Source organism: Citrobacter sp. MGH100, assembly GCF_001034465.1.
GTDB classification, from domain to species: Bacteria; Pseudomonadota; Gammaproteobacteria; order Enterobacterales; family Enterobacteriaceae; genus Citrobacter; species Citrobacter youngae.
In genome coordinates this window covers 2,389,990-2,415,872 of record NZ_KQ089800.1, presented here as the reverse complement: position 1 = coordinate 2,415,872, position 25,883 = coordinate 2,389,990, and the positions used below count along the sequence as shown (strand labels likewise).

Below are 25,883 nucleotides of genomic sequence, written 5' to 3'. Positions count from 1 at the left end.
AAAAGAAACTACAGGCGATTTGATGCAACTTAACCGTCGTTTTTTTAAGGGTATTTAATTTCCAATGCATTGAAAAATAATGGTTTTTATTGATTTTTCGGCATTTTTTATTTGTGCTTTGGTTGTTGGCAACAGGTGATGTAACTACAGGGTGTAATTGCTTGACTACTACAGCGCAAGCCAGCAAGATCACAAAGAGAATGAGTTTTATTTTTATTTAGAGAATTACGCATGCAGGCTTTGCCATGCGGCGGCGCAGGAGTGAACATGCCACAGCATGTGGAAAATACCGCCCACAGAACGGGCATTGAACTACAACAGCTTTCTGCGGGTTATCGCCATAACACCATTGTCCACGATATCTGTCTCACTATTCCGCAAGGCAAAATGACGGTGCTGGTGGGGGCGAACGGCTCGGGTAAATCAACGTTGTTAAGCACCATGGCTCGGATGTTGAAACCGCACGGCGGCAGCGTATTGCTGGATGGCAAAGCCATTCATCAACAGCCCACCAAAGCGGTTTCACGCCAGCTCGGCATCCTGCCGCAATCCCCATTGGTGCCAGAAGGACTTACCGTTTTCGAACTGGTATCGCGTGGGCGTTTTCCCTGGCAGAACATGCTTTCGCAATGGACGGACGATGACGAACGCGCCGTGGAGCAGGCGCTCCGGTTAACCGGAACTGCTGATTTTGCGCATTTGCCGGTGGAGAGCCTTTCCGGTGGGCAACGTCAGCGCTGCTGGATTGCGATGGCGCTGGCACAGCAAACGCCGGTCATCTTGTTGGATGAGCCGACTACGTTTCTCGATCTGCGCTATCAGGTAGAGATCCTTGAACTGTTGCATTCACTGACTCGCCATCATGGTCGTACAGTGATCGTGGTCCTGCATGACCTGAATTTTGCCGTGAATTACGGGGACATGCTGGTGTTCCTCAAACAGGGGACGTTGCAGGGCGTCGTGCATGATGGCGAAAACTGCACGCCCGAGTTGATTAAGCACGTGTTTGACGTCGACGTGCAGATGTCGGTGAATCCTCTCACCGGCAAACCGTTCTTTATGCCGTTCCGCGCGCCGGGCGGGCAAGAGCAATGACGGTCATGACAAGCACACTGGCTCGTCGCCGTGGCCGGTTTATGCTGGCACTCCCCGTGTTAACGCTGCTGTTGTGTGTTCTGGCGGTGGTGCATCTGGGTGTTGGCGCACGCACTATCAGCCCGCAGACCGTCGTGCAGGCGCTGTTCCACTTTGACGCGAAAGATTTCGACCACCGGATTATTGTCTCCTTACGCCTGCTGCGCATGACGGCGGCGATGCTGGTCGGCGCAGCGTTAGGTGTGGCGGGTGTGCTGTTGCAGGCGTTGATTCGTAATCCGCTGGGAGAGCCGCATATTCTGGGGCTGAACGCCGGGGCTGCTTTTGTCGTTGTGTTGTGCACCGCGCTTGGCGTGACGGGGGTAAGCCAGCCATTGCTGGCGGCTGGAGGCGCAGCGGCGTTGTTCTCGTTGGTCATCGCGCTTTCTTCCGCCGGACGGGGGGGGTTAACGCCGCTGAAGGTTACGCTGTGCGGCGTGGCACTGTCGGCCATGGTGTCATCGCTTACTGCGGCCATCCTGATTCTGGATGAACAAACCCTGTTGGCAATGCGCACCTGGCTGGTGGGCGATCTTTCTGGTCTGCACTGGGAAGCAGTCAAAAGCGCCGTTCCTCCGTCGCTAGCTGGTATGGTTTTGGCGCTCGCTATCGCGCCGGGCCTGAATATTCTGGCTCTCGGCGACCGTATGGCCTGTGGGTTAGGGGTCAACATTCTGCGCATACGCTTGCTGGCGATGGTAGCCATTGCGCTGTTGTGCGGTGCGGCAGTCTCTGTCGTGGGGCCGCTGGGGTTTATCGGTCTGTTAGTGCCTAACGTTACCCGCCGTCTGGTAACAGAAGATATTCGTCAGATGCTACCGACGTCGGCATTGCTGGGTGCGGCGCTGCTGCTGTTGGCGGATATTGCCGCCCGCACGGTGCTGGCTCCGCAGGAGCTGGCTACAGGGATCATGACCGCCCTGGTGGGCGCGCCGGCGTTTATTTTCATTGCGTCGAGGTTTTTGAAATGAACGATATGCTGCAGCGTGCAGGGCTTCGTGCATGGCGGGTGGGGGGATTTTCTCGTGTCATTCGTCCCAAAACCGTGCTGTACAGCCTCAGCCTGACGGTGCTGGCAATCGCATTACTGCTGTTCGGCGTGATGCAGGGTTCGCTCCCGGTTCCGGCTTCCGCTATCGGACGGGCGGTGTTTGACCCTCAGGCGTTGACGGCTCAGCAACAGTATGTCGTTTGGGATGTACGACTGCCGCGACTGCTGATGGCGCTTCTGTGCGGGGCGATGCTCGGATTGGCTGGGGCGGCGATGCAATCTATCACCCGCAACGGGTTGGCCGATCCCGGGCTTATCGGTGTCAAAGAAGGGAGTTGCGTGGTGGTGCTGGCCCTGGTGCTATTTTTCCCGTCCGCAAGTCTGGTCTGGCGGCCCCTGGCGGGAATGGCCGGTGGCGCACTGGTCGCTGCACTGGTGATGCTGCTGGCCCGTGATTTCTCCCGGCCTCGCTTCGTGTTGATAGGCATTGGCGTGTCGTGGTTCTTTGCCGCGGGAATGGGCGTATTTATGACCACCGCGGATGTCCGTGACGTTCAGACTGCACTGGTCTGGCTGGCGGGCAGCCTTCATGCCGCCACCTGGCCACTGCTGCTGGTGGCACTGGTCTGGACGTTGCCTGCGGCCATCATCTTATTTGCCACGGCGCGCGCTTCGGATGTGGCGCTACTTGGCAATGCGACGGCAACGGGGCTGGGTGTCCATTTACCCAGACTGGCGTTGTTGCGTTTTCTCGCGCCGGTTGTACTCACCGCCGCCAGTGTTGCCTGCGTGGGCAGCCTCGGTTTTGTCGGGTTGATGGCGCCACACATGGCACGATTCTGGCTGCGTGGCGGACAAACAGCACTGCTGTGGGGTAGTGCGTTGATCGGTGCGTTGCTGGTGCTGGTCACCGATACCGTGGGTCGTCTGGCGTTTGCACCACTGCAAATCCCCGCCGGGATCGTCATTGCCCTGGTCGGTGGACCGTTCTTTTTGCTGTTGCTCTGGCGTCGCCGGGATCGTTTGTAATTGTTAAGAGGGTATATGCGTTTAATCTTTTCATTGCTGCTGGTCGGCTGCACCGTCCAGGCGGCGGTGCCTGTTCAGTCATTTACTGACGATCTCGGGCGAGTGGTGAACGTGCCGCTGCATCCGCAGCGTATTGTGTCATTGCACGATCTCGACATCACTATTCCGCTGATCGAACTGGGCGTGCCTCCGGTGGCCAGTCATGGCCGAACGCGCCCGGATGGCAGCCATTTTTTACGCTCCGGCGTGCTGCTGACCGGCGTGGATTTTGATAATTCGAACATGACGTATATCGGTACGGCAGACATTGATATAGAAGCCATTGTGGCGGCAAAACCTGATTTAATTATCACCGAACCCAGCCGTAACACGCCGATTGAGCAACTGGAAAAAATAGCGCCGACGGTCAGCATCGATCATCTTGATGGCGGTGCGCCGGAAATCTACCGCAAGCTGGCGCAGCTTACCGGTACGCAGAACCGGCTGGCATTGCTGGAACGGCGCTACCGTGAAGAAATAGCCCAGCTCAAGCGGACGGTCGATACGCAGCACATCTCTGTGGCGGTAATACAGGCCAATCAGGGCAAAATCAATGCGTTGCACACCTATCATTCCCTGGGGCGAGTTTTACGCGATGCTGGTTTCACTTTCCCGAAGCTTATCGACAGTATTCCGCCGGGTGGGCGCATTGATGTCAGTGCGGAGCGTCTGCCTGAACTGGATGCCGATTTTGTCTTCGCGACCTGGCGTGGCGATACCGGCGGTAAACCGCAGGATGAAATCGCGGCGATGGATGCGGTGATGCCTGGCTGGTGTGAGTTCCTGACCGCCTGCCAGCGCGGACATTACGTTTTACTCTCCCGTGAAGAGGCGATATCTAATTCCTATGCCTCGCTCAGTCTGATGGTGGCGCAGGTGCAAACGCACATCGCCGGACGATGGCTACCGGAGGCTAAATAACCATGCTGACGGCGAAAAAAGCCAAAAACCGTATTGATGTCTATGGTGACCGTTTTCGCGCCCGGGCGCATTTACTCTCGCCACGTATGCAGGCCGTGGCGCGTTATATCAACGAAAACCGCGAAGTGGTGCTGGAGTTTACAGCGATAGAAATCGCTGCCGCCACGCAAACATCTGACGCGACGGTGGTCAGGGCAATTCAGGCGCTGGGGTTTGCCGGGTTGCGCGATTTAAAGCAGACCATTGAACACTGGTTTGGTCCTGGCGTGACCTCAGAAGAGAAGATGACCACCACGGTGAATACGCTCTCTTGCGATGTGAACTCAAGCATTGATTTCGTCCTGCAGGGGCATCAGCGTACCTGTGAAGCTCTTTCTACACCGCAAAACCGCTATGCGATTGCCCAGGCGGTGGCGTTATTGGTAGAAGCCCGTCAGGTGGGGATTTTTGGTATTGGCGCATCCGGCGTATTGGCGGATTATACCGCTCGTCTGCTCAGCCGTATTGGCCTGCCTGCGGTAGCATTTAATCGCACCGGGATTAACCTCGCAGAGCAACTGATCGCATTGCAGCGGGGAGATGTGCTGATCATGATGGCGCAGAAATCACCGCATCGGGAAGGGCTGACGACCATTCGCGAGGCCAGGCGGTTGGGTGTCCCGGTTATTTTACTGACGAACGCGCTGGATTCCCGTTTTAGTAAAGAAGCGGATGTGGTGATTAACGTGCCACGCGGCGGCGAGAATGGGAAAATGCCGCTTCACGGTACGGTGCTGGTGTGTCTGGAAATGATCGTCCTGTCCGTTGCTTCGACTGCGCCGCAACGTTCAATTAAGTCCGTGAAACGGATTAACGAACTGTATCGGGGCATTGGTAAATCCGGGGCGAAGAAATAAACCGGTTATACCCGATGTGTAGGCCGGGTAGTGGGACGTCGCCACCCGGCATAAAGGCAGACAGATCAAACCATTAATGGCCGATCATTCTGGCCTTCGGGATCAACTGGAAATACATATGATCCGGCACCGGCGTCTGCCAGACGTTGGCGTACACCGCATAACCTACGGCGGCAAACAGAATACCGAGCAGCAGTAGCGTCATTGTCCACCCTGATAACCTACCTTGTCGCCACCATGGTGTCGGCGCTGCGCTATGCCCTGATTGTGCGCCAGGCGGTGTCTTCAGTGACATAGTCAGCGTCGAGGCTACCGGACAGGATTCCACACAGGTCATACATCCTGTGCACTCAACGGTGCGTACCTGAATTAAGCGATCGACCGGAATATTCGACGGGCAGTTCTTTGTGCATTTGCCGCAATCGATGCAACTGTCGGCATTACGGCGGATCTTAAACGGCGACAGCAAAGAGAACAGGCCAAGCAGTGCGCCATAAGGGCACAGATAACGGCACCACGCATTGCGAATAAACAGGCTCATGATGCTGATAACCGCCACTACGATGAGCGTCGTCGAGCCGATATTACGAAAGAAATCGAGCATCTTAACGTCGATAATCATGCCGTAGGCTGACATCAGAAAATACTGAATCCCCTGTGCTGGCATCGACAGGGCGATATACAGAAAGAAACTCAGCAGCAGATATTTCAGGCTCAGCAAAGGGAGGTCCAGCCAGCGCGGCAGGGTGAAGTTGCGACCCGTTATTTTTTTGCCCAGATTCCCTATCAGCTCAGACAGCGTACCCACCGGGCACAACCACGAGCAGAACGCTTTTTTTAACAGCAGACTCATCAGGATAAAGGCAACAAGCAGCAGCATGGAAGCGGCGTGAATGGGGGGAAGAAAGCCGGTTTCCAGTGTGTATCTGATATTCATCAGACCGGCAATGGGAAGCCATCCCTCAATACCGCCGGGTCTTGATATATAAACGCTGGTACCGGCTGTTTCGAAATAGCGAACCCAATACCAGAAAGTCACGCCAATATAGATATTGATAGCCAACAGGAGAAACTGGGTGGCTTTTCTCCAGCTACTGGCATTGCGCCAGTCATTCCACGGCAGTTTTCCTCCGACGGTACCAGGGCGGCGCTGCCAGCGCGTTTTCTTCTTCCCGTTCATGATCTTTTATTATCCCTCATATTTCCCCCTGCATTCAGGAAGACTCATCACCGGGATATGCTACCGCTATAAAGATATAGTGTATTTGATTTGCATCTTATTAATCGGCTGCCATTTTTATCACGCTAATGGGCATGTATAAAAATAACAGCACGATATTTATCACAGGTCAGATAAATACCCTGAACGGGGTATTTATTTATCTGTGGGGGACGACGGTCATTCCCGGTACGTTTCTACGCGGTTACGGCCATGGCTTTTCGCCAGATAGAGCGCGCGATCGGCTTTATCAACCAGTTGTTTGTAGTCGGGGTGATAGTCATATTCGGCAACGCCGATACTGACGGTAATAGAGAAGGATTCAGTCATGGAAGCGGCGATACGCAGCTCGGCAATTTTCTTGCGCAGTGTTTCCAGAATAATCGAGGCCTGCGATTCGTCTGATTCGACGAGCAGGATCATAAACTCTTCACCACCATAACGGAATACGTAATCGCTACTGCGGATGTGCTCATAAATAACGGCCGCGACGTTTTTCAGCGTCATATCGCCAGTGTTATGTCCGTAGCTGTCGTTGATCTGCTTAAAATAATCAATGTCCAGCATTGCCAGGGTAAAGGGCCTTCGTGAATGTAACGCCAGCGAGATTTCACGGCGCATAATCGTCGGAATAAAGCGGCGATTAAGCAGCTGGGTCAGCGAGTCTTTGCCATTTTCCTGTTTGACCAGCGCTTCAAACATTGAGGCGAGGAGAAAATGGATTTTGGCCGAGAGCTGTCGGATATCCTGCAATAAGCTCATCCGCTCGGTTTCGCCAGGTTGTTGCTGATTCGAGAGTGCCTGTGTCAGACGGTTATCGATTTCAGCGATCACGGATTCCATTTCTGCCAGCAGATTACCGCTGCCAAGAATGTGTTTTCCTTTATGGGAGAACCACATACCAAAATCTGAGTCCGCCAGGAACACCAGATCACCGGACGGTAAGCCGGTCGCAATGTTGTAGATAAACTGATTTTCCCAATCGGTAAACGAACGGATTTGCCGTTCGCGCTCGACGTTGACGTCGTCGTAAATGGTCTGCAGCCGATACTGCTCCTGCGTGTGCAGCGAGTTTTGATAGCTTGGAGAGTAGGAAACGGTCATGGCCTCCAGCGCGGTGTCCATCGCCAGACTGCTGAAACAGATAGCATCGCTCAACAGGCTGACAGAGTAGTCGGCCTTACTTTTCAGCAACTGATACAGCTCTTCTTTTAGCTTACGTGCACCGCGGTTAACCAGATCGATAGGCAGGCCGATACGGGCGTGTACCACACCAATTTCACGCTGTTTTGCCAGCAAGAGCGGGAGGTCTTCATATGCGCTGCCGAGCACGCTGCGCAACCAGTCAAACATACTGCCGCTCAGTCGCGTACTGACCTGCTCCGTATTCAGAAACAACGCGCTCTCCGCATGAGAGAGCATGTAGTCATAAAAAACGGTCACTAAATGGCGGATCTCATCGTCGCTTAACCCTGTGAGGATCGTATGAACGTCAGGGGATGTCTGGCGTATTAGCGCCCGCCATTCTGTAAGGAGTAATGTGTCGTTTACGGGATCAACCTGTTCCATCTCACAGCCACTCAAAATGTGATTGAAAAATTCAGGCGGTATTACGGACAATTACGTCACGATGGTCAAGTGAAACTCTCTTTACGCATTAACGATGGCGAATACCTTCATAAATCAGCCTTAAGGCGAAGACGCCGATAATGGCGCCAATTACCCGGCTGGCAACGCGCTGAATGCGACCATATGCACGGCGTACTGCAGGAAGAGAAAACGCCTGGCTGAGAAAAATACGCCAGATAACAGAAGAAAGCACAATGCCTGCCCATGCCATCAGCCTGGCCCAGGTCGGGGTTTCTGCGCTTAAGGTGACCGAGAAAATACTAATAAAAAACAATACGGTTTGCGGATTCGATAAATCCGTTAACAGCCCGCGACGAAAGAATACGTACCAGGGGGCGGATATCGGCTGCTGTAACGTGGGCATTTGCGGTGTCGCCTGATGGCGAATGCTGTTCCAGGCAAACCACAGCAGATAGGTTCCGCCAACAATCTTAATCAACGAAAATATCTCTTCACACTGGGTAATAAGCGTTGCCATACCAAACAGGCCAAGGCCGGAGTAAAACGCGTCGCCCAGGGCCACGCCCAGACCGGTCATCACCCCCGCGCGCCGTCCTGATGCCAGGCTGGTTTGCACCACCACAAACAGGTTCGCCCCGGGGTTGAAAAAGGTTAAAACAAACAGGCTGACGGTGAGTACGACGGCGTGTAGCGGTTCCATAGACAACCATTCCTCAAATATTCATAAAGTTAACACTATAATTTCAACGAGCTGGCTGTTCTGAGGATTAACTCACACTGGCTATTGAAACTTTGAACCGGTTGAAATGCGGATACGCGATGGCTGGTTTTTTCTGTGCCGCAAAATTTCTATATATTTCTGCTGAGTGTGGATTTTTTATCCAGGCTGGACTAGTTATTAATCATCCTTGAATCGCGTTATCTCATGTTCAGGGATCGATGATGGCGTCATAACAAAACCTGGAGCTGGTCTATGAAAACTGGAATTAAAGTACTTATTGGTGCATTAGCTTTTGTCGTGACCAACGCATATGCTGCGGAATTTATGACAAAACTTGAGTTTGAAAAGGTTGAGTCGCAGTACACAAAAATCGGTGATATCTCAACGAGTAATGAAGTTTCTGTCGCAGATGCTAAAGAAGAGCTGCTGAAGAAAGCCGAAGAGAAAGGCGCCGATGTTGTGGTATTAACTTCCGGTCAAACGGATAATAAAATCCATGGCACAGCCAATATCTACAAGAAAAAATAATACGCTGCATTGAAAGATAAAATACCCGCCAGCCTCTGTACTGGCGGGTTATTCTTTTAACCTGCGCCAAAACGTGGTTCGGCTGATACCGAGATATCGTGCCGCCGCTGTTTTATCACCATTGAATTGTGCCAGCACCTGCTGTGGCGTCAGTGATGATGATATCTGGGGTATTTCGGCGACAATCGCCAGTTCTGGCAATAATTGCTGCAAGAAATGGACGTTAAGTTCTGGTTGTGGCTCGACGCTTAAAAATAATGCCAGACGCTCCATCATATTGCGCAGCTCACGAATATTCCCCGGCCAGCCGTAATTCAGCAGCATATGTTGGCTGAGCCCTAGTCCTTTGCGCACAGGCTCAGAAAACGGCACATCTAATTCCGCCAGTGACTGTTTTAAAAAGCCTTCCGCCAGCGGTAAAATATCGGGCAGCCGTTCGCGTAGCGGGGGGAGTTTGAGGCGCAGAATGCTCAGGCGATAAAACAAATCGGTACGAAACTCGCCTTGTTTCATCTCCTGCTCCAGATTGCAGTGGGTGGCGCTAATCACCCGCACATCGACCGGAATCGGCTGGTGCCCACCGACCCGGGTAACCTCTTTTTCCTCCAGCACGCGTAGCAGTCGGGTTTGTAACGGCAGCGGCATTTCGCCTATCTCATCAAGAAACAGTGTTCCGCCGTGGGCGATTTCAAACAGACCCGCGCGTCCGCCCCGCCGTGAGCCGGTAAAAGCGCCATCTTCATAGCCAAACAACTCCGCTTCCAGTAAGGATTCGGTGATTGCCCCGCAGTTGACGGCGACAAACGGTGGTGAGGGTTTACCGCGTCGATTCTCCTGACGGGTGAAATATTCACGATGAATGGCCTGCGCCGCCAGCTCTTTACCCGTGCCCGTTTCGCCCTGAATCAGCACCGGTGCGCGAGAACGGGCGTAGAGCATTATGGTGTGCCGTACCTGTTCCATCTGCGCAGAGTGACCGCGCATATCACCGAGCGCGTAGCGGGTGCGCATCGTATCGCCAGAAGCGTATTGACCGTTTCGCCGTAGCGTCAGGCGCGTCATATCCAGCGCATCGACAAAGGCCTGGCGCACGGTAGCCGCTGAATAGATAAAGATGCCGGTCATACCCGCTTCTTCCGCCAGGTCGGTAATCAGCCCCGCGCCGACTACCGCTTGTGTACCGCTGGCCTTCAGTTCGTTGATTTGCCCACGAGCATCTTCTTCAGTGATATAGCTGCGCTGTTCAAGCTGCAAATTGAAGGTCTTTTGAAAGGCGAGAAGCGCAGGAATGGTTTCCTGATAGGTAATGACGCCAATCGATGATGTGAGTTTTCCCGCTTTCGCCAATGCCTGTAGCACATCGAAGCCGCTGGGTTTAATCAGAATAACCGGAATTGATAAGCGGCTTTTCAGATAGGCACCGTTGGAGCCCGCCGCAATGATCGCATCACAACGCTCGCTCGCCAGCTTCTTGCGGATATACGTCACCGCTTTTTCAAAACCCAACTGAATAGGGGTGATGGTCGCCAGGTGGTCGAACTCCAGGCTGATGTCGCGAAACAGTTCGAACAGGCGGGTGACCGAAACGGTCCAGATAACCGGTTTGTCGTCGTTCACCCGCGGCGGAAGATACGTATCAGCCATAGCCAACCCAAAAAGTAAGGAACCGAGTATTAGGGTTTAGTTGTGTTTCATAAATGTTGCAATGAAACGTTAAGGCCAGTTTCATGAAACGATAGCTGACACGCTTTTGTACAACAAAGATACAGAAATTGATTTTAATGCATTGTTTTTAAAGGTGAATATATAAATTGATGAAAAATTAAGGTCTTTGGCATACCCCTTGCTTTAGGTAAATCAACTAATGCTAACAAGTTGATAACAAGAGGACGGGATATGTCTCTACACTCCCCAGGGCTGGCGTTTCGCGCCGCGCTCAGCAAAGAAAATCCATTACAAATCGTGGGCACCATCAACGCCAATCACGCTCTGCTGGCCCAACGCGCCGGGTATCAGGCGATTTATCTCTCCGGCGGCGGCGTGGCGGCAGGGTCTCTGGGTCTGCCGGATCTTGGTATTTCTACCCTAGATGATGTGCTGACCGATATTCGTCGCATTACTGATGTTTGCCCGCTGCCCTTGCTGGTGGATGCGGATATCGGGTTTGGATCGTCAGCGTTCAACGTGGCGCGTACCGTGAAGTCGATTTCCAAAGCTGGGGCTGCCGCGCTGCATATTGAAGATCAGATCGGCGCCAAGCGCTGCGGTCATCGTCCGAACAAAGCGATCGTCTCTAAAGAAGAGATGGTCGACAGGATCCGCGCCGCGGTGGATGCGCGTACCGATCCCAATTTTGTCATTATGGCGCGAACCGATGCGTTGGCGGTGGAAGGGTTAGAGGCTGCCATCGATCGCGCCCAGGCGTACGTCGAAGCGGGCGCTGACATGCTGTTCCCGGAAGCCATTACCGAGCTTGCGATGTACCGCCAGTTTGCCGACGCGGTGCAGGTGCCGATCCTCGCCAACATTACTGAATTTGGCGCTACGCCGCTGTTCACCACCGATGAACTGCGTAGCGCAAACGTCGCGATGGCGCTGTATCCGCTGTCGGCTTTCCGCGCCATGAACCGCGCAGCGGAAAAGGTTTACAACGTGCTGCGTCAGGAAGGAACGCAAAAGAGCGTGATCGACATTATGCAGACGCGTAACGAACTGTACGAAAGCATCAATTACTACCAGTTCGAAGAGAAACTCGACGCGTTGTATAGCAAAAAGTAACCGTCGTAGGCCGGATAAGGCACAGCCGCCATCCGGCAATAAATTTGTACCCTACATATTATAAAAATGACGAGGACAACATGAGCGACACAACGATCCTGCAAAATAGTACCCATGTCATTAAACCTAAAAAATCGGTTGCGCTGTCAGGCGTTACCGCCGGAAATACCGCGCTGTGTACCGTCGGTAAAAGCGGTAACGATTTACACTATCGTGGCTACGATATTCTCGACCTGGCGCAGCAGTGCGAATTTGAAGAAGTCGCGCATCTGCTGATCCACGGGAAATTACCCACCCGCGATGAACTCACCGCCTATAAAAGCAAACTAAAAGCGCTGCGCGGACTGCCCGCTAATGTGCGCACCGTGCTGGAAGCGCTGCCTGCCGCCTCGCATCCGATGGACGTGATGCGCACCGGCGTCTCCGCGCTGGGCTGTACGCTGCCGGAAAAAGAAGGTCATACCGTCTCCGGCGCGCGCGATATTGCCGACAAGCTACTGGCGTCGCTCAGTTCAATCCTTTTGTACTGGTATCACTACAGCCATAACGGCGAGCGTATTCAGCCGGAAACTGACGATGATTCCATTGGCGGTCACTTCCTGCACCTGCTGCATGGCGAAAAACCGTCGCGAAGCTGGGAAAAAGCGATGCATATTTCGCTGGTGCTGTACGCCGAACACGAATTTAACGCCTCCACCTTTACCAGCCGCGTGATTGCCGGAACCGGCTCCGATATGTATTCCGCGATTATCGGCGCGATTGGCGCACTGCGTGGACCGAAACACGGCGGGGCGAATGAAGTGTCGCTGGAGATCCAACAGCGCTACGAAACGCCGGACGAAGCTGAAGCGGATATCCGTAAACGCGTGGAAAACAAAGAAGTGGTGATTGGCTTTGGTCATCCGGTTTACACCATCGCCGACCCGCGCCATCAGGTGATCAAACGCGTGGCAAAACAGCTTTCCCAGGAAGGTGGTTCGCTGAAAATGTACAACATTGCCGACCGTCTGGAAGACGTAATGTGGGAAACGAAAAAGATGTTCCCCAACCTCGACTGGTTCTCGGCGGTCTCCTACAACATGATGGGCGTCCCGACCGAAATGTTCACCCCGCTGTTTGTTATCGCCCGCGTCACCGGCTGGGCGGCGCACATCATCGAACAGCGCCAGGACAATAAAATTATCCGTCCTTCCGCCAATTACACCGGCCCGGAAGATCGCGAATTTGTCCCGATTGAAAAACGTTGCTAATTCAAAAACCTCTAAAGATAAAAAACAGGAAATGTACCCTATGTCCGCACATATTTCGAACGTCCGCCCGGAATTTGACCGTGAAATCGTTGATATCGTTGATTACGTCATGAACTACGAGGTCACCTCGAAGGTGGCGTATGACACCGCGCATTATTGCCTGCTTGATACCTTAGGCTGCGGCCTGGAAGCGCTGGAATATCCGGCCTGTAAAAAACTGCTGGGGCCGGTCGTCCCAGGTACAGTGGTACCGAACGGCGTGCGCGTACCTGGCACCCAGTTCCAGCTCGACCCGGTGCAGGCGGCGTTTAACATCGGTGCGATGATCCGCTGGCTGGACTTCAACGATACCTGGCTTGCCGCTGAGTGGGGTCATCCTTCTGATAACCTCGGCGGTATTCTGGCCACGGCTGACTGGCTGTCACGCAATGCGGTAGCGGCGGGAAAAGCACCGTTGACCATGAAAAAAGTGCTGACCGGTATGATTAAAGCTCATGAGATTCAGGGCTGTATCGCGCTGGAAAACTCCTTTAACCGTGTTGGTCTCGATCACGTCCTGCTGGTAAAAGTGGCCTCCACGGCGGTGGTCGCTGAGATGCTTGGCCTGAACCGGGATGAAATTCTCAACGCCGTGTCGCTGGCGTGGGTCGACGGACAGTCGCTGCGTACTTATCGCCATGCGCCGAATACCGGCACGCGTAAATCCTGGGCCGCAGGCGATGCGACCTCGCGCGCGGTACGCCTGGCGCTGATGGCGAAAACCGGTGAGATGGGGTATCCGTCTGCGCTGACGGCGAAAACCTGGGGCTTCTATGACGTCTCTTTCAAAGGCGAACCGTTCCGCTTCCAGCGCCCGTACGGCTCATACGTGATGGAAAACGTGCTGTTTAAAATCTCCTTCCCGGCCGAGTTCCACTCGCAGACCGCGGTAGAAGCAGCAATGACGTTGTACGAGCAGTTACAGGCCGCAGGTAAGACCGCTGCCGATATCGAAAAAGTCACCATTCGCACGCACGAAGCCTGTATCCGCATCATCGATAAAAAAGGCCCGCTGAATAACCCGGCGGACAGGGATCACTGTATCCAGTATATGGTGGCCATTCCGCTGCTGTTCGGGCGCTTAACGGCGGCAGATTACGAAGACGGCGTGGCGCAGGACAAACGCATTGATGCACTGCGTGAGAAGATCAACTGTTTCGAAGATCCGGCCTTTACCGCCGATTACCACGACCCTGAAAAACGCGCCATCGCCAACGCCATCACTCTGGAATTCACCGACGGCTCCCGCTTTGAAGAAGTGGTAGTGGAATACCCAATCGGCCATGCGCGTCGTCGTGCTGACGGCATGCCGAAGCTGGTCGAGAAGTTCAAAATCAACCTGGCGCGTCAGTTCCCGACCCGCCAGCAGCAGCGCATCCTGGATGTCTCCCTGGACAGAACTCGCCTGGAGCAGATGCCGGTCAATGAGTATATGGATCTCTTCATTATTTAAACCAGCGTGCAGCAAGGCGTAAGTTCAACAGGAGAGCATTATGTCTTATAGCGAGTTTTATCAACGTTCTATAACGCAACCGGAGTCGTTCTGGGCCGAGCAGGCCCAGCGTATTGACTGGCAGCAGCCGTATACGCAGGTACTGGACCACAGCAACCCGCCGTTTGCCCGCTGGTTTTGCGACGGCACGACCAATCTGTGCCATAACGCCATCGACCGCTGGCTGGAGAAACAGCCTGACGCGCTGGCGCTGATTGCTGTGTCATCCGAAACCGAAGAAGAACGCACGTTTACCTTTCGTCAGCTGTATGACGAAGTGAACGTCGCGGCGGCGATGCTATTGTCGCTGGGCGTACAGCGTGGCGATCGGGTGTTGGTGTATATGCCGATGATCGCCGAGGCGCACATTACGCTACTGGCCTGCGCACGCATTGGGGCGATCCATTCGGTGGTGTTCGGCGGCTTCGCGTCGCATAGCGTGGCGGCGCGCATCGACGATGCCCGGCCGGTGGTTATCGTCTCGGCGGATGCCGGGGCGCGCGGGGGCAAGATCTTGCCGTATAAAAAGCTGCTCGATGATGCGATCGAACAGGCGCAGCACCGACCGCGTCATGTGGTGCTGGTCGACCGCGGTCTGGCGAAAATGGCGCGGGTTGAAGGACGTGACCTCGACTTTGCCGCCCTGCGCCAACAGCATCTCGGCGCGCGGGTACCAGTTGTCTGGCTGGAATCAAACGAAACCTCCTGCATTCTCTACACCTCCGGGACAACCGGGAAACCGAAAGGCGTCCAGCGCGACGTTGGCGGCTATGCGGTCGCGCTGGCGACCTCGATGGACACCATTTTCGGCGGTAAAGCGGGCGGCGTGTTCTTCTGCGCGTCGGATATCGGCTGGGTAGTTGGGCATTCCTATATCGTGTATGCCCCGCTGCTGGCGGGGATGGCGACGGTGGTTTACGAGGGGCTGCCAACGTACCCGGACTGCGGCGTGTGGTGGAAAATTGTTGAGAAGTATCAGGTCAGCCGGATGTTCTCGGCCCCGACAGCTATCCGTGTGCTGAAGAAATTCCCCACTGCGCAAATCCGTAATCACGATCTCTCCTCGCTGGAGGTGCTGTATCTGGCGGGGGAACCGCTGGACGAACCAACCGCCAGTTGGGTAACCCAAACGCTGGGCGTCCCGGTTATCGACAACTACTGGCAGACTGAATCCGGCTGGCCGATTATGGCAATTGCCCGCGGGCTGGACGACAGGCCATCGCGTCTGGGCAGTCCCGGCGTGCCGATGTACGGCTACAACGTACAACTGCTCAATGAGGTGACCGGTGAACCTTGTGCGGCAAACGAGAAGGGCATGCTGGTGATTGAAGGGCCGCTGCCGCCGGGCTGTATTCAGACCATCTGGGGCGATGACGAACGCTTTGTGAATACCTACTGGTCGCTGTTCTCCCGCCAGGTGTACGCCACCTTTGACTGGGGCATTCGCGACGCCGATGGCTATTACTTCATCCTGGGGCGTACGGATGACGTGATCAACGTCGCCGGACACCGACTCGGTACGCGAGAGATCGAGGAGAGTATTTCCAGCTATCCGAACGTTGCGGAAGTGGCGGTGGTCGGCGTGAAGGATGCGCTGAAAGGGCAGGTGGCCGTCGCGTTTGTCATTCCAAAGCAGAGCGACAGTCTGGAAGACCGCGACATCGCCCATTCGGAAGAGAAGGCGATTATGGCACTGGTGGACAGCCAGATTGGCAACTTTGGCCGTCCGGCACATGTCTGGTTCGTGTCGCAGTTGCCGAAAACACGTTCCGGTAAAATGCTCAGACGGACGATCCAGGCGATCTGCGAAGGCCGCGATCCTGGCGATCTGACCACCATTGACGATCCAACATCGTTACAGCAAATCCGCCAGGCGATCGAGGAGTAGGGCGTTGCCGGGTGGCGGCTTCGCCTTATCCGGCCTACGAAACCGCGCACCGTAGGCCAGATAAGCCGCGAAGCGGCGCCATCCGGCAAAAGCAACGTGATTAGCGCCAGCTCAGCTGATAATGATAACGCCCTGCGCTCAACTGAAATTCTGGTGACACTGAAGGGCTCCACGAATCATCCCCGCCGACGCCCATATGGAAACCATCAATGTTGAGCCATGTTCCGGCTTCAGGCTGCAGCAGATGGCGATGGCTGGTTGCCATCAGTTGCTTCTGGCTGTAACGGCTGATGTTGAACTGGAAGTCACCACGCCACAGATGATCCCCGTAGCGTAATTCGCGTGTCCCGCAGCGCAGGCCATTTTCACTTGGGAAAACATACGGGGTGTACATTTCATCGAGCGATAAATCCCAACGGTCGAAACAAGCGGCGTTCAGCCTGTCCGGGTAGTTCTCATGCGGCCCAAGGCCTAACCAGTTTACCCGTTCAGCCACCTGCGCCAGCTGGCAGCTCAGGCCGATGCGGGCCGGATGCGGCGTACCGCTGGCGATGTCGACATCCACCGCTATCTGCATTTCACCCTTGCCGTCAATACGGTAGCTTTTTCGGCTGATGAACAGCGTTTCGCCCCGATACTGCCAGGCATGCGCGGTGGTGATAAGGATGCTGTTCGACAGCGCTTCGGCCTCGCATTGCAATAGCCATGGCTCAGCATGGTAATGGCCCGCAGCCTTCCAGCGTTCGACCCAGGCATTAGGATCGATGCGCGTTACTTCGCTGATACCGATGTCGTTATCCAGCGGCGCGCGGGTAAACTGATCGATTAACGGTGCTAACAGCTGTGCTTTTTCGGCCAGCCAGTATTGCGTCAGTAAGCCTGTACGGCGGCAGAATTCCCAGCGTTTATCACTGACGATTACCGTAAACGTGTCATCGCGGATCGTCAGCTGTGGCGCTGTGCTGGCGCGAGGTTTAAGCGCCAGACTGAGTTTCTCTTCCAGCTTCCATTGCTGCCAGGCGCTGATATGTCCGGCGTCTGACCACGCAGTAGCCTGGGGTTGTTCCACGCGAACCGTCAGCCATAGCTGGCCTGCGGTTTCCGGCATCGGGATAGCCGGCAGGGTGATCCGCTGGCGACCCTGTGGGGCGATATCCAGAACGACCTCTCCGGCGGCCAGCGGGTTGCCGTCCTGGGCAATAGACCAGTGCAGAACTTCGTTATCGCTGCGGCGGAACAGATATTCACTGGTCACTTCAATCTGGCGTTCAGCGCCCGGCAGTAACGTGAACTGGAAAAACTGCTGTTCATGTTTGGCCTCATATAACGCCGGGTGTGGGGTACGATCGGCGAACACCAGTCCGTTCATGCAAAACTGACGGTCGTTTGGTGTGTCACCAAAATCCCCGCCGTAGGCTGACCACGGATTACCGTTGTCGTCATATTTAATCAGCGACTGATCGACCCAGTCCCAGACGAATCCTCCTTGCAGACGCGGATACTGGCGGAATGCCTGCCAATATTTGGCATAGCCGCCGAGGCTGTTACCCATCGCGTGAGCATATTCGCAGAGGATCAACGGGCGCTGCTCGCCGGGCATCGACAGCCACTTTTTAATCGACCATTTGGGTACGGCGGGGAAGGGCTGATCCTGATCGACGCGGGCATACATCGGGCAAATAATATCGGTGGCTGCGGTATTTGCGCCGCCGCCTTCATATTGTACCGGGCGTGACGGGTCTTCTGATTTTATCCAGCGGTAGAGCGCGTCGTGATTGACCCCGTGACCGGATTCATTACCCAGAGACCAGATGATAATGCTCGGATGGTTGCGATCGCGCTGCACCATGCGCGTGACGCGCTGGCTCATGGCGGGAAGCCATGTTGGGTCATCGCTCAGGCGATTCATGGGCACCATACCGTGGGTTTCGATATTGGCCTCATCCACCACATACAGGCCGTAGCGGTCGCACAGGGTGTACCATAGCGGGTGATTTGGGTAATGCGAACAACGCACGGCGTTAAAGTTGTTCTGCTTCATCAGCAGAATATCCTGCACCATCGTTGCCTCGTCCATCACCTGACCGTTGACCGGATGGTGCTCATGACGGTTGGTACCGCGAATCAACAGCGGCTTACCATTGAGTAACAGCAGTCCGTTTTCAATGCAAACCTGACGAAAGCCGACGTCACAGGCCTCGGCTTCAATCAGCGTACCGTCAGCGGTATGTAGCTGCACAACGGCGCGGTACAGATTAGGCGTTTCGGCACTCCACAACGCCGGGTGTTCAACGTTGAGGCGCAGCGTAGTACGGTCGTGATAAGCGCCGCGTTCATCAACAATCTCGCTGCCGGGCGGTGAGGTGAGCTCGCCAACCAACGTTTCGCCGTTCCACAATTGCAGGGTCACGCGTACATCTTCACGCTCGTCGCCTGCTATCCGGACTTCCGCTTCCAGCAACGCGCGGCTGAAATCATCATTAAAGCGCGTGTTGATGCGTAGGTCACGGATCTGTGTTGTGGGTTTATGCAGTAAAGAAACATCGCGAAAGATGCCGCTCATGCGCCACATATCCTGATCTTCCAGATAGCTGCCATCGCTCCAGCGCAGCACCATGACGGCCAGGCGGTTTTCGCCGCGCAGCAGATAATCGCTAAGATCAAACTCAGACGGCAGACGGCTGTCCTGACCGTAGCCGACCCAACGACCGTTGCACCACAGATGAAACGCGGAGTTCACGCCGTCAAAAATAATCCGCGTCTGACCCTCATCTAACCATGCTTCTTCGACACTAAATGTGAGCGAGTAACATCCGGTAGGGTTCTGCGTCGGAACAGAGGGCGGATTGACCGGGAATGGATAGGTGATATTGGAGTAGATTGGCGCATCATAACCGCTCATCTGCCAGTTAGACGGCACGCAGAGGGCAACGGCCTGCGGTGAATCATGCTCAAGCCAACTTTCTGGTACTGCCTCTGGTGTGGCAAACCAGGCGAACTGCCACTCGCCGTTTAACGAAATTCGTTGGGATGAAGGCCGGTGGTTACGGGCATCATCCACGCAGCGCCAGCTACAAAACGGCGGATGTGCCTCCAGACGGTTTATCTGTGTGACGCCGGGGTTTTCCCAGTCACGGCGCGCCAGTACGGCGGCGAGTGAGTCCGAGCTCAGAGTCATAGCGGTATCTCATGTTTGTTATTCGCTCACAATTTAATAAACATAAGGCCTGCGGTGAGACGCTGTAAAGCCGGGCGGGTTTAATGGGTGAACTGACTCACAGTAATTAGCGCTCGCCGGATGGTAGCAGAGAGACCTGACGCGCCAGTTGCATCAACGACTCCGCCAGCACCTGAGGCGTGGCGGTTTGTGCGTCAGGCGGCAGTACGGTTTTCCGTTCGACCAGCGTGACCGGCAGCAGCAGATTGCCGGGGGCGGACATACCCTGCGTAAGCTGCAACAGCCTGTCAACGCTGGTCTGTCCGAGAGTGGGGAAATCCTGCCTGATGGTGGTCAGCGGCGGGATGTAGCAGGCGCTGTCTTCGGTGTCGTCGTAGCCGATCACGGAGATGTCCGCTGCAACTCGCAGACCGAACTCGCTGATTGCGCGCATCGCGCCCAGCGCCATTTGATCGTTAGCCACCAGCATAGCGGTTGGAATGATACCGTCGTTAAGCATGTGCATGGTTTGATGAAAGCCGGACATGGCGCTCCAGTCACCTTCACGTTCTACAATGGGACGTAGCTGGTAGTGCGCCAGATATTTATGCCAGCCCGCACGGCGAAGCCTTGCCGAAACTGAAGTGTGCGGCCCGCTCAGCAGGGAGATTCGCTGATGACCATGCTGTACAAGATGTTCAACGCCGAGCCGAGCGCCGTCATCATGGGAGAAAATCACGCTGTTAATCGGCGTCTGGTCAGAGACATCGAGAAACAGTACCGGCACTGTACCGCAGGCGGCGGCCATGGCAATGGCGTCTTCTTCATCCAGCGGATAGTTGATGATAAGCCCGGTTACGCGCTGAGAAAGCAGGTTGTGGACCGCGGTTTTACACGCCTCAACGCCGCTGCGCTCGACCATGGCGATCACCACGCTGGCGCCGGACTGGTCGGCGCGGGATTTTATGGCGGCAACGATTTGTGAGGGGGCATGCAGGGCAAGGTTCGCCGTCACGACGCCAATCAGCGGCGTCTGTTTGCCTGCCAGTTGTTGTGCGACGCGGTTGGGGATGTAATTGAGTTCCGCCATCGCGGCCTCAACTTTCTGTCGGGTTTTTGCGGAAACGTGGCTGGCCTGATTCACGACGCGCGAGACGGTCTGGTAAGAGACGCCTGCATGGTCTGCGACATCGTATAGCGTTACCGGTTTCACGTTTATCACCCCTGTCATGATGTTATCTGCGCGCTATGATGCCACAGCGGGACGATTTTGGGGGATTTACGCATAGGTTCTGCGAGGCGCATTCCAGGGTTGCGGATCGTGTGCGGGAGGATTTATCGTCGTTAAACTTATCAGATTAAAAAGTGAGGACATCGTGAGCGACTCTGCGGCAAATAATATCCTGTCCATTTACCGACGCCATGCGGAGGCTTTTGCCCGCCAGCGCTCACGCGCCTTGTTTGAGAAAAGCTGGCTGGACAAGTTCATCAACGTGATGGGCGGGCAGGGCCATATTGTGGATATTGGCTGCGGAAACGGTCAGCCGATTGCGGGTTATTTTATCCAGCAAGGTTTTCAGTTGACGGGGGTTGATGGTTCCCCGGAAATGCTGGCGCGGGCGCGGCACTCTTTTCCCGCACAGCGCTGGCTGGAGCAGGATATGCGTGAGCTGGCGCTTAACGAGACATTCGACGGTCTGATCGCCTGGGACAGCTTTTTCCATTTAACCCAGTTGGACCAGCAAAAGATGTTCCCCATTTTTGACCGGCTCAGTCATCCCGGCAGCGCGCTGATGTTTACCAGCGGCACGGACAACGGCATTGCGATGGGGGAATTTGAGGGTGAGCCGCTGTTTCACGCCAGCCTCGCGCCTGATGAGTATCACGCATTGCTGTCGATGCACGGTTTTACGGTGATTGAGAGGGTGATGGAAGATCCGCACTGTACCGGGCACACCATCTGGCTGGCGCAAAAAAGAGGTTAATCGCCGCGAAAGGTTTTACGCCATTCAGCTGGGCTGACGCCGAAGCGGGATTTAAAATGCTGCCGCCAGGTGACGGGGGAGAGAAAACCTACCTGTTCGGCGATGCGTTCAACGGGTAACTGACTGGACTCCAGCAGGATCTGGCTGCGGTGTAGGCGCTCGGTAATCAGCCATTCAGCCACGCTTGACCCGGTGGCCTTCATAAAATGACGGGTTAGAGTGCGACGACTCATCATCACCCGCTGTGCCAGCTCGTCGAGATTATGCGGTTCGTGGAGATGCTGGCGCAAATAGTCGAGCAGGGCGTTAATGCGCTGATCCTGGGTATTTTTCGCTACCGGTTGTTCGATAAACTGCGCCTGACCGCCCTCACGATGCGGTGGCACAATCATCCGTCGGGCAATCTGATTCGCCACCGTGCTGCCAAAACGCTGGCGAATTACGTACAAACAGCAATCCAGCGCGGCGGCGGTACCTGCTGAGGTAATAATACCGTCGTCATCCACGTACAGTGCGTTGATATCCAACTGGGCCGCCGGGAAGCGCGCCTGAAAATCCTGCTCGAACTCCCAGTGCGTAGCCGCTCGTTTACCGTCCAGTAACCCCGCATAGCCGAGGACAAACGCGCCCAGACACAGCCCGACAATCTGCGCGCCGTTTTGTCGCGCGCGGTTGAGCGCACCAAGCAGGCTTTGTGGTGGACGATGCGCGGTGGTGCCCCACCAGGGGATCACCACGATGTCGGCAGCCTCCACCGCTTCATAGCCGTGGGTTGCGGTAATGGAGAAACCATCCTGCGAGGAGATGATGCCCGGTTTTTCGCCGCACATCTGCACCTCAAAGCGCTTTTTCACCGCCATTTTGTCACTGAAAATGATACACGGCACCGAGAAGTGAAATGGGCTGAAATCTTCCACGGCAACAATGGCGACGTTAAGCGGCTGCATACGATTCCTTTGTAGAGATTAAAATGCCAGGGTTTCACCATCTTCCGGCACGTTGACATATTGCGCAATCTGGTTGTCGCGGGCGTACTCTTTCAGGGCCGCGCGGGTCAACAGACAATGGTTAATCGCCTCCATATGGGTCGCCACAATGTGTGCTTCGGGTAAGGTGAAGTGGGTTTTCAGCACATCTTCCGCACCCATGATAATTGGGCCAAAACCGATGACGTGGGCAAAACCCGCATTCAGAACCACCACGCCTGGCTGGAAGGTATGCATGTTGGCTTCCACCTCGTCGCGCCAGAGGGTGTCCCCGACCAGATACAGCGTTTTTTCCGCCGGATGCATAAAGATAACGCCACAGGCATCACCCAGGCGTTCTGCCATTTGTGGAATGGCATAGGCGCGATCTGAGCCGTGCTGGCCACCGGTTTTACGCAGAGTGATAGCGCCGACCACGGTATTTTGCGTCAGCACGATGAGTTGTGTGAAACCCTGCCCCCGCAGTACGTGTGCATCATGGTCATTTTGCACATAGATTGGTTTGTCTTTCGGCACGACACGAGCGGCAACCTCGTCCCAGTGATCTTCATGCAGATGGGTCACGATCAGCGCATCGACATTAAGCAGGGTATCGATGTCGATGGGCAGATCGACGGTTGGGTTGCGAATGTCGGCTCGTGCGGTTCCGGCAAAACCCGGATATGCGCCTTTCGCAGCCAGCATAGGATCGACCAGAAAAGTCATTCCACCAAAGGTGATGTGCTGTGTGGCATTACGGATTTGCGTGATGTTCATGGTGTGCGCTCTGCGTGTTGGGTCAGTGGTATCATCGTAGAGTGTTGTCCAGAAGATGAATGTGGGCAAATGGGCGACTAACGATGGGATTGGGCCAATCGCATCCAGCCTGCAGAGAACGTTATTTATGGCGTTTAATCGCCGTCTCATTATCTAAATTAATAAACGTATACTTTCCTTTTTCCTGCATTATTTACTCTGCGGCTATTATACCGAGCTAAATAAAGAAACAGTCATTTTAATTCAGGAGAATTAATTAAATGCGAAGTGGCTCCAGACAATATTGTTGATTTATGCAACACATTACAGCCAGGAAACAGATCGCGAACCATGAAATAACAATGCTATCATTCGCTCCAGACGCGGCAGGCAACTGCTGGCACACGCATTTACCCCGGAGCACCTGATGAACAACGACATTCCGCTAAAATATTATGATATCGCTGATGAGTACGCGACCGAGGCTGCAAAGCCGGTGAACGATGCCGAACGCGATGCGCTGGCGCACTACTTCCAGCAGCTGATCACCCGTTTGATGAACAACGAAGAGATCAGCGAAGACGCGCAGCAGGAGATGGCAACTGTCGCCGGCGTCGACGCACAGCGTATTGATGACATTGCGGAGTTCCTCAATCGCTGGGGTAACGAGTAGCCAAAGACGGGGCCTGTGTTTTACACTGCGCGCAAATTGAGTAGGTATACTCTACGAGTATTCGGTTTAATCAGGCGGAAACAGCAATGAACGGAACAATCACAACGTGGTTTAAAGATAAAGGCTTTGGATTTATCAAAGATGAAAACGGCGACAACCGCTATTTTCATGTGATTAAGGTTGCTAATCCTGAGCTGATCAAGAAAGACGCGGCGGTGACTTTTGAACCCACCACCAACAACAAAGGCCTGTCTGCCTATGCGGTGAAAGTCATACCCGACAGCAAGTACATCTATATCGCGGGCGAGCGCCTGAAGCTCACGGCGATCAAGTCATACCTGGTGTACAGCGAAGAAGTGCCGGTTGAAACCCGTATCGACAAAGAAAACGCGGTGCTGTCTGTCGGCGTGCTGATGAACAGCATACGACCGAAATCAGACGTGAAGCCTGGCGAAATGCGCACACTGAAAAAGCTGGCGATCACTACCTTCCAGGGCACGACGCTGATCTTCTCGGAAGATGAAATCGACATCGACGAGACGGTGAAGCTGCTGAAAGTCTGACGTCCTTCAGAGTGAATGAATGCCGAAACGCTGCTCTTTTCAAAAGCAGGGTTTCGGTTTTTTTTTGCATTCAGTCAGATCGGGTAGGTATGTGTGCGCAAAAGCTGCTTTGTGTCAGAAGCAGATGTGAACGTTTTATATAAGAAGTGAAAGTGGTACTTTGCCGGGGTTATTACTTTTGATTCTCTTGTCTTATCTATTATTGCTGCTGCGCCAGTGTTAAAAATAAAAATAGAAAAATCAGCAGAAAGTTATGTAGTAACTTATCCATAATGTTAATTATTGATGAAATTAAAGTAACACTCCGTAAGGTTTGGATGTTTTTATTTCTCATAGACGAGAATTTACATATAGTGATATAATATGGCGGGAAAAACAGGCAGCTTATTAAGCTGCCTGTCATGTAAATAAATTTTCGAGGAGACTATTCCAGTGGGACGTAAATGGGCCAATATTGTTGGTAAAAAAACGGCTAAAGACGGTGCAACGTCTAAAGTATATTCCAAATTCGGTGTGGAAATCTATGCTGCGGCTAAACAAGGTGAACCAGACCCAGAATTAAACACAGCTTTAAAATTCGTTATTGAACGTGCGAAACAAGCCCAGGTTCCAAAGCACGTTATTGATAAAGCTATTGATAAAGCCAAAGGTGGCAGCGACGAAACGTTCATGCAAGGGCGTTATGAAGGCTTTGGTCCAAGTGGTTCCATGATTATCGCTGAAACCCTGACTTCAAACGTTAACCGCACGATTGCTAATATTCGCTCAATCTTCAATAAAAAAGGCGGGAATATTGGCGCGGCGGGTGCTGTCAGCTATATGTTTGACAATACTGGCGTGATTGTATTTGCGGGAACAGACCCTGACCGTATTTTTGAAATTTTACTTGATGCTGAAGTGGATGTACGTGATGTTACCGAAGAAGAAGGCAACATCATTATTTATACTGAATCTACAGATCTTCATAAAGGAATTGCAGCCCTCAAAGCAGCTGGGATTACTGAATTCTCAACCACAGAATTAGAAATGATTGCTCAATCAGAAGTTGAACTTTCACCAGAAGATTTAGAAATCTTTGAAGGACTTGTTGATGCCCTTGAAGATGATGATGATGTTCAAAAAGTATATCATAACGTTGCAAATCTCTGATTATAAATTAAAGAAATCTGTCATTATGGCAGATTTTATAAATTGTAAGTTTGTTATGATCAACATGTCTGATAAGATGTGTTGATTATAACGAATAGATAAAAATACTATCGCTAAAAG

The 25,883-nt window shown here is 53.9% G+C and carries 22 protein-coding genes; 14 read left to right on the top strand and 8 right to left on the bottom strand.

What is annotated here, in order from left to right; translation table 11 throughout:
• Window positions 1-267 precede the first annotated feature (267 nt).
• The 5 genes from SK32_RS11355 to SK32_RS11335 are packed head-to-tail and all read left to right on the top strand — an operon-like array spanning window position 268 to window position 5,010.
• Complete coding sequence (locus tag SK32_RS11355) at window positions 268-1,095, top strand: ABC transporter ATP-binding protein (RefSeq protein WP_048212512.1); 828 nt, start codon at window positions 268-270, stop codon at window positions 1,093-1,095.
• Window positions 1,092-2,105, top strand: coding sequence for a FecCD family ABC transporter permease (locus tag SK32_RS11350; RefSeq protein ID WP_048212511.1), 1,014 nt, complete (start codon window positions 1,092-1,094; stop codon window positions 2,103-2,105). The genes SK32_RS11355 and SK32_RS11350 overlap by 4 nt, the downstream gene beginning before the upstream one ends.
• The gene (locus tag SK32_RS11345) at window positions 2,102-3,154 is read left to right on the top strand and encodes a FecCD family ABC transporter permease (protein WP_048212510.1); all 1,053 of its coding nucleotides are present in this window, start codon (window positions 2,102-2,104) and stop codon (window positions 3,152-3,154) included. Before SK32_RS11350 ends, SK32_RS11345 begins: the two co-directional genes overlap by 4 nt.
• A gap of 15 nt (window positions 3,155-3,169) precedes the next feature.
• The gene (locus SK32_RS11340; protein WP_048212509.1) at window positions 3,170-4,114 is read left to right on the top strand and encodes an iron-siderophore ABC transporter substrate-binding protein; all 945 of its coding nucleotides are present in this window, start codon (window positions 3,170-3,172) and stop codon (window positions 4,112-4,114) included.
• A gap of 2 nt (window positions 4,115-4,116) precedes the next feature.
• Window positions 4,117-5,010 (top strand): MurR/RpiR family transcriptional regulator, encoded by an 894-nt coding sequence (locus tag SK32_RS11335; protein ID WP_005127925.1) that lies wholly within the window; start codon window positions 4,117-4,119, stop codon window positions 5,008-5,010.
• Between the two features lie 73 nt (window positions 5,011-5,083).
• Here SK32_RS11335 and SK32_RS11330 read toward each other — a convergent pair whose 3' ends face one another.
• From SK32_RS11330 to SK32_RS11320, 3 genes are all read right to left on the bottom strand, one after another.
• Window positions 5,084-6,190: a 4Fe-4S binding protein gene (locus SK32_RS11330; RefSeq protein ID WP_048212508.1), complete on the bottom strand. Its 1,107-nt coding sequence runs from the start codon at window positions 6,188-6,190 to the stop codon at window positions 5,084-5,086.
• Window positions 6,191-6,409: 219 nt separating this feature from the next.
• Complete coding sequence (locus tag SK32_RS11325; RefSeq protein ID WP_048212507.1) at window positions 6,410-7,798, bottom strand: diguanylate cyclase; 1,389 nt, start codon at window positions 7,796-7,798, stop codon at window positions 6,410-6,412.
• A gap of 88 nt (window positions 7,799-7,886) precedes the next feature.
• On the bottom strand, window positions 7,887-8,519 hold the full coding sequence (locus SK32_RS11320) for a LysE family transporter (RefSeq protein WP_048212506.1): 633 nt from the start codon (window positions 8,517-8,519) through the stop codon (window positions 7,887-7,889).
• A gap of 273 nt (window positions 8,520-8,792) precedes the next feature.
• On the opposite strand from SK32_RS11320, the gene yahO reads away from it, so the two are divergent.
• Window positions 8,793-9,068: a DUF1471 family periplasmic protein YahO gene (gene yahO, locus SK32_RS11315; RefSeq protein ID WP_003021310.1), complete on the top strand. Its 276-nt coding sequence runs from the start codon at window positions 8,793-8,795 to the stop codon at window positions 9,066-9,068.
• Between the two features lie 48 nt (window positions 9,069-9,116).
• Here the strand turns inward: yahO and prpR are convergent, their stop codons facing one another.
• On the bottom strand, window positions 9,117-10,712 hold the full coding sequence (prpR, locus tag SK32_RS11310) for a propionate catabolism operon regulatory protein PrpR (protein WP_048212505.1): 1,596 nt from the start codon (window positions 10,710-10,712) through the stop codon (window positions 9,117-9,119).
• A 252-nt stretch (window positions 10,713-10,964) separates the two neighbouring features.
• Between prpR and prpB the strand changes: the two genes are divergently transcribed.
• From prpB to prpE, 4 genes are all read left to right on the top strand, one after another.
• A complete protein-coding gene (gene prpB / locus SK32_RS11305; protein ID WP_003021316.1) occupies window positions 10,965-11,846 on the top strand; it encodes a methylisocitrate lyase in 882 nt (293 codons plus the stop codon).
• Window positions 11,847-11,926: 80 nt separating this feature from the next.
• Window positions 11,927-13,096 carry a bifunctional 2-methylcitrate synthase/citrate synthase gene (prpC, locus tag SK32_RS11300; protein ID WP_048212504.1) on the top strand — a complete coding sequence of 390 codons (1,170 nt, stop codon included), beginning with the start codon at window positions 11,927-11,929 and terminating at the stop codon, window positions 13,094-13,096.
• A gap of 40 nt (window positions 13,097-13,136) precedes the next feature.
• A complete protein-coding gene (locus SK32_RS11295) occupies window positions 13,137-14,588 on the top strand; it encodes a bifunctional 2-methylcitrate dehydratase/aconitate hydratase (protein WP_048212503.1) in 1,452 nt (483 codons plus the stop codon).
• 40 nt (window positions 14,589-14,628) lie between these two features.
• Entirely contained in the window at window positions 14,629-16,515 is a 1,887-nt protein-coding gene (gene prpE / locus SK32_RS11290) for a propionate--CoA ligase (RefSeq protein ID WP_048212502.1), read from the top strand.
• A 100-nt stretch (window positions 16,516-16,615) separates the two neighbouring features.
• Here the strand turns inward: prpE and SK32_RS11285 are convergent, their stop codons facing one another.
• Together SK32_RS11285 and SK32_RS11280 are read right to left on the bottom strand one after the other, a co-directional pair.
• Complete coding sequence (locus tag SK32_RS11285; protein WP_048212501.1) at window positions 16,616-19,693, bottom strand: beta-galactosidase; 3,078 nt, start codon at window positions 19,691-19,693, stop codon at window positions 16,616-16,618.
• Between the two features lie 106 nt (window positions 19,694-19,799).
• Window positions 19,800-20,894 (bottom strand): LacI family DNA-binding transcriptional regulator, encoded by a 1,095-nt coding sequence (locus SK32_RS11280; protein WP_137379274.1) that lies wholly within the window; start codon window positions 20,892-20,894, stop codon window positions 19,800-19,802.
• 154 nt (window positions 20,895-21,048) lie between these two features.
• Here SK32_RS11280 and SK32_RS11275 point away from each other — a divergent pair, with 154 nt between their 5' ends.
• Complete coding sequence (locus SK32_RS11275; protein ID WP_048212499.1) at window positions 21,049-21,657, top strand: class I SAM-dependent DNA methyltransferase; 609 nt, start codon at window positions 21,049-21,051, stop codon at window positions 21,655-21,657.
• Here the strand turns inward: SK32_RS11275 and SK32_RS11270 are convergent.
• A complete protein-coding gene (locus SK32_RS11270; protein WP_048212498.1) occupies window positions 21,654-22,604 on the bottom strand; it encodes a GlxA family transcriptional regulator in 951 nt (316 codons plus the stop codon). The two genes, SK32_RS11275 and SK32_RS11270, sit on opposite strands and share 4 nt — an antisense overlap.
• Before the next feature lie 18 nt (window positions 22,605-22,622).
• Window positions 22,623-23,399 (bottom strand): MBL fold metallo-hydrolase, encoded by a 777-nt coding sequence (locus SK32_RS11265; RefSeq protein ID WP_048212497.1) that lies wholly within the window; start codon window positions 23,397-23,399, stop codon window positions 22,623-22,625.
• A 406-nt stretch (window positions 23,400-23,805) separates the two neighbouring features.
• On the opposite strand from SK32_RS11265, the gene SK32_RS11260 reads away from it, so the two are divergent.
• The 3 genes from SK32_RS11260 (at window position 23,806) to SK32_RS11250 (ending at window position 25,763) form a co-directional block, all read left to right on the top strand.
• A complete protein-coding gene (locus tag SK32_RS11260; RefSeq protein ID WP_048212496.1) occupies window positions 23,806-24,051 on the top strand; it encodes a YmjA family protein in 246 nt (81 codons plus the stop codon).
• An 86-nt stretch (window positions 24,052-24,137) separates the two neighbouring features.
• On the top strand, window positions 24,138-24,614 hold the full coding sequence (locus SK32_RS11255) for a cold-shock protein (protein ID WP_048212495.1): 477 nt from the start codon (window positions 24,138-24,140) through the stop codon (window positions 24,612-24,614).
• A gap of 432 nt (window positions 24,615-25,046) precedes the next feature.
• Window positions 25,047-25,763, top strand: coding sequence for a YebC/PmpR family DNA-binding transcriptional regulator (locus SK32_RS11250; RefSeq protein WP_048212494.1), 717 nt, complete (start codon window positions 25,047-25,049; stop codon window positions 25,761-25,763).
• The last annotated feature ends 120 nt before the right edge of the window (window positions 25,764-25,883 follow it).

Coding starts and splice junctions, on each gene's coding strand:
- SK32_RS11355 (WP_048212512.1), top strand. CDS start 268: ATGCCACAGCATGTGGAAAATACCGCCCACAGAACGGGCATTGAACTA.
- SK32_RS11350 (WP_048212511.1), top strand. CDS start 1,092: ATGACGGTCATGACAAGCACACTGGCTCGTCGCCGTGGCCGGTTTATG.
- SK32_RS11345 (WP_048212510.1), top strand. CDS start 2,102: ATGAACGATATGCTGCAGCGTGCAGGGCTTCGTGCATGGCGGGTGGGG.
- SK32_RS11340 (WP_048212509.1), top strand. CDS start 3,170: ATGCGTTTAATCTTTTCATTGCTGCTGGTCGGCTGCACCGTCCAGGCG.
- SK32_RS11335 (WP_005127925.1), top strand. CDS start 4,117: ATGCTGACGGCGAAAAAAGCCAAAAACCGTATTGATGTCTATGGTGAC.
- SK32_RS11330 (WP_048212508.1), bottom strand. CDS start 6,190: ATGAACGGGAAGAAGAAAACGCGCTGGCAGCGCCGCCCTGGTACCGTC.
- SK32_RS11325 (WP_048212507.1), bottom strand. CDS start 7,798: ATGGAACAGGTTGATCCCGTAAACGACACATTACTCCTTACAGAATGG.
- SK32_RS11320 (WP_048212506.1), bottom strand. CDS start 8,519: ATGGAACCGCTACACGCCGTCGTACTCACCGTCAGCCTGTTTGTTTTA.
- yahO (WP_003021310.1), top strand. CDS start 8,793: ATGAAAACTGGAATTAAAGTACTTATTGGTGCATTAGCTTTTGTCGTG.
- prpR (WP_048212505.1), bottom strand. CDS start 10,712: ATGGCTGATACGTATCTTCCGCCGCGGGTGAACGACGACAAACCGGTT.
- prpB (WP_003021316.1), top strand. CDS start 10,965: ATGTCTCTACACTCCCCAGGGCTGGCGTTTCGCGCCGCGCTCAGCAAA.
- prpC (WP_048212504.1), top strand. CDS start 11,927: ATGAGCGACACAACGATCCTGCAAAATAGTACCCATGTCATTAAACCT.
- SK32_RS11295 (WP_048212503.1), top strand. CDS start 13,137: ATGTCCGCACATATTTCGAACGTCCGCCCGGAATTTGACCGTGAAATC.
- prpE (WP_048212502.1), top strand. CDS start 14,629: ATGTCTTATAGCGAGTTTTATCAACGTTCTATAACGCAACCGGAGTCG.
- SK32_RS11285 (WP_048212501.1), bottom strand. CDS start 19,693: ATGACTCTGAGCTCGGACTCACTCGCCGCCGTACTGGCGCGCCGTGAC.
- SK32_RS11270 (WP_048212498.1), bottom strand. CDS start 22,604: ATGCAGCCGCTTAACGTCGCCATTGTTGCCGTGGAAGATTTCAGCCCA.
- SK32_RS11265 (WP_048212497.1), bottom strand. CDS start 23,399: ATGAACATCACGCAAATCCGTAATGCCACACAGCACATCACCTTTGGT.
- SK32_RS11260 (WP_048212496.1), top strand. CDS start 23,806: ATGAACAACGACATTCCGCTAAAATATTATGATATCGCTGATGAGTAC.
- SK32_RS11255 (WP_048212495.1), top strand. CDS start 24,138: ATGAACGGAACAATCACAACGTGGTTTAAAGATAAAGGCTTTGGATTT.